General features: G+C 60.1%; 3 protein-coding genes. 1 reads left to right on the top strand and 2 read right to left on the bottom strand.

Annotation, left to right across the window (positions count from 1 at the left end):
* Both PMI29_RS10225 and PMI29_RS10230 read right to left on the bottom strand, forming a co-directional pair.
* On the bottom strand, nt 1-388 hold a 388-nt coding region (locus PMI29_RS10225), incomplete at its 3' end, for an enoyl-CoA hydratase-related protein (RefSeq protein WP_008000290.1).
* Nucleotides 389-461: 73 nt separating this feature from the next.
* Nucleotides 462-1,601 (bottom strand): iron-containing alcohol dehydrogenase, encoded by a 1,140-nt coding sequence (locus PMI29_RS10230; protein WP_008000289.1) that lies wholly within the window; start codon nt 1,599-1,601, stop codon nt 462-464.
* Between the two features lie 175 nt (nt 1,602-1,776).
* Here PMI29_RS10230 and PMI29_RS10235 point away from each other — a divergent pair, with 175 nt between their 5' ends.
* Nucleotides 1,777-2,700: a LysR family transcriptional regulator gene (locus PMI29_RS10235; RefSeq protein WP_008000287.1), complete on the top strand. Its 924-nt coding sequence runs from the start codon at nt 1,777-1,779 to the stop codon at nt 2,698-2,700.
* Nucleotides 2,701-3,174: the final 474 nt, after the last annotated feature.

Below are 3,174 nucleotides of genomic sequence, written 5' to 3'. Positions count from 1 at the left end.
GGCTGGAGCTGCCGCAGATGCGCAGGTCACAGAGCGCGGCGATTTCCAGGCCGCCGCCGACGCACACGCCGTGGATCATCGCGATCACCGGGTGTGGACAGTCGGCGACCGCACGCATCGCCGCCGAGGTAACTTCGGCATACACCCGGGCTTGTGCCTGGTTGGCACGCACGCTTGGAAACTCGCCGACATCGGCACCGGCGGCAAAGGCCTGTTCGCCGGCGCCACGCAGTACCACACAACGCACGCTGAAATCGGCAGACAGTTCGGTCATGACGTCACCCAGGTCCTGCCACATGGACAGGGTCAGGGCATTCATTTTCCCCGGGTGACTGAGGGTGACGATGGCAATGGCATCTTGCCGTTCGATAAGGACGGTGGGTTTCATGATTATTCCGCTGGCGTCGGCCGGGCCGACGACGCGGATGCCTCCTGATTTATTGTTGTTGGATAGCGGCTGCTTACAGCGATTGTTCGAGCATCGACAGGTAGTCCGCAGAGGACGCTTCGCGGGGGTTGGTCTTGTGGCTGTGATCATGCAGCGCGCCTTCGACGATGCCGGCAAACAGGCTCTCGTCCACGCCGATCTCGCTCAGCCGGGTCGGCAGTCCCAGGCGTCGGGTCATGTCTTCGATGGCCACGCCGATATTGGCGCCAGCCTCAAGGCCCATGGCATGGCGCAATCGTTCGAGTTTTCGCTCGTCACGCACGGTCGGGGCATCAGCGTTGAAGTGCACGACCGCAGGCAGGAAGATCGCGTTCAAGGTGCCGTGGTGCAGCTTCGGATTGATCCCGCCCAGTGCGTGGGACAGGCTGTGCACACAGCCCAGGCCTTTTTGAAAGGCGAGGGCGCCCTGCATGGAGGCGCTCATCATGTTCATCCGCGCTTCACGATCACCGGGTTCGGCCGTTGCGCGTTCGATGTGTTCCCAGGCGCGCCACAGGCCGTCGAGGGCGATGCCGTCGGCGGCGGGGTTGAAGGCCGGCGCCATGAAGGTTTCGATGCAATGTGCGATGGCGTCCATGCCGGTGGCGGCGGTAAGCATGGCCGGCAGGCCCAGGGTCAATTCCGGATCGCAGATCGCCACGCGGGGCACGACATATGGCGATATGACACCGACTTTGCGACCATCGTCGAGAATCAGGACAGCGCCGCGACCCACTTCGCTGCCGGTGCCGGCGGTGGTCGGAATCGCGATCAATGGCGCGGTGGCCGGGGTGATGCGATCCAGTCCACCTTCGATCACCGCAAAGCTTTGCAAAGGACCGTCGTGAGTGGCGCAGACCGCCACGCCCTTGGCCAGGTCGATGGAGGATCCACCGCCGACGGCGATGATGCCGTTGCATTCGCCGAGGTGGTATTGCGCCACGGCTTCACGCACGGCGTGTTCGTTCGGGTTGGGTGGGGTGGCGTCGAAAATCGTCGGTGCACGCTCAGCGCCGAGGGCTTTGATGACTTTGTCGACGATGCCGGCATTGCGCACGCCGAGGTCGGTAACGATCAGCGGCCGGGTGATGCCGGCGCGCTCGGCTTCGGCGGCCAGGTGCTGCAGGCTGTCGTAGCCGAACTGGATCTTGGTGACGTAATTGATCAGGGACATGATTCACCGCGAGTTATACAGGATTGTTATTGTTGCAACCGGTCTACGGCAGGAGGACTTTCGTTCTCTGGTCAAACCCATTGCATTGCCTGGTTGTGGGGTGGACTATAGGTCCGTCGTGGCGAGCCTCGATACTGACAACTTTCGATACCTCTATAACTTTTAGTTAATCCTGATGACGCCCTCACTGAACTCGATCATGTCCCGCCTGCACATCAAGCAGCTGCGCCTGTTGATAGCCCTTGATGTGCACGGCTCCTTGCTGGGCGCGGCCAAACAGGTCGCGCTGACACAACCTGGTGCCAGCAAAGCCCTGCAAGAAATTGAAACCACCTTCGGCACTTCGCTATTCACTCGCACTAACCGCGGGCTTGAACCCACTGATGCCGGACGCTCTGTCATTCGGTACGCCCGATTGATCCAGACCGACCTCACGCACCTGCGCGAAGAGATCATCGGCATCATGAGCGGCGAGGGCGGGCGCGTGTCGGTCGGCACCATCATGGGCGCCGTGCCGCTATTGACCACGGCGATCAGCCGGGTGATTGCCGATCACCCGAAGCTGTCCATCGAGATTGTCGAAGACACCAGCGCCGCGCTGCTCAGCCAGATTGACGCGGGGCGCCTGGATCTGGCGATCTGTCGTACAACCATCAGCACCACTCCCTATCTGTATGAGAGCTCGACGTTCGTCGAGGAAACCCTGGCAGTGATCGCCAGCACCCAGCATCCGTTTGCCTATGCCCGGCAGTTGTCGCTCAAGGACCTGGTGGATTACCGCTGGGTGGTCTATCGCGCCAACATGCCGATGCGTTTGCTGCTGGAACGAGAGTTTCATGAGGCCGACCTGCGTTTTCCGGTGCACCTGCTGGAGACGACATCAGCGTTCGCCACCTTGTCGCTGCTTCAGGAAAACCCGACCCTCGTCGCGCTGGTCTCGACCGACGTGGCGAAGTTCTGCTCCGGCTACGGTTTCACCACCACGCTGCCGCTGCCCATTACCTCGCGCAGCGAACCGTATGAGTTGGTTTCGCGCAAAAATGTGCCGGACTCACCCGCCGCCAGACTGTTGCGTGAGGCGTTGTTGAACCCGGTGTGACCCACGCGCTTGGGATACTGACTGGCTTTGGAGTCGCGCATTCGTGCAATTTAGGAAAAATTGATTTGCGTCAGACGCAGTGGTTGCAGCGGATAAGCGTCGCGATACTTCGCCGGGATTTTGCCTGTCCCGTCATTGGCCCATGGATGGCCATTGCGAGGTTAGAACACTCCATAAATTGCTCCGCATCAGTGCGGCGAAGTTCCAACAGCGGTTTTCGCGCCACAATCAGCGACCAGAGCAACAGACGCTCGACTAGGCGTGATTGAGCCAACAGTGGCATTAGATAAAGCTGTTAGTGAGGGGCACGCTGTAATTAACCGGAAACGCGCAAACCATCGTAATTTTTTCTCGAATATTTCACCTGCGAAGTGCTCGTAAAGCCGGCCATACAAGGGTTAGAGGGAAATCGGCGTTCAAGAACGTGCATCTAATGAATCGCCCCGGATTCTCTAGACACCTTGCAAGCTCATT

The organism is Pseudomonas sp. GM49 (genome assembly GCF_000282355.1).
Lineage (GTDB): Bacteria > Pseudomonadota > Gammaproteobacteria > Pseudomonadales > Pseudomonadaceae > Aquipseudomonas.
The sequence above is the reverse complement of the archived record's forward strand: the minus strand, read 5'-3'. Positions and strand labels throughout refer to the sequence as shown.

Bases quoted from the DNA above. Each gene is read 5' to 3' on its own strand.
- PMI29_RS10230 (WP_008000289.1), bottom strand. From the start codon at position 1,601: ATGTCCCTGATCAATTACGTCACCAAGATCCAGTTCGGCTACGACAGC.
- PMI29_RS10235 (WP_008000287.1), top strand. From the start codon at position 1,777: ATGACGCCCTCACTGAACTCGATCATGTCCCGCCTGCACATCAAGCAG.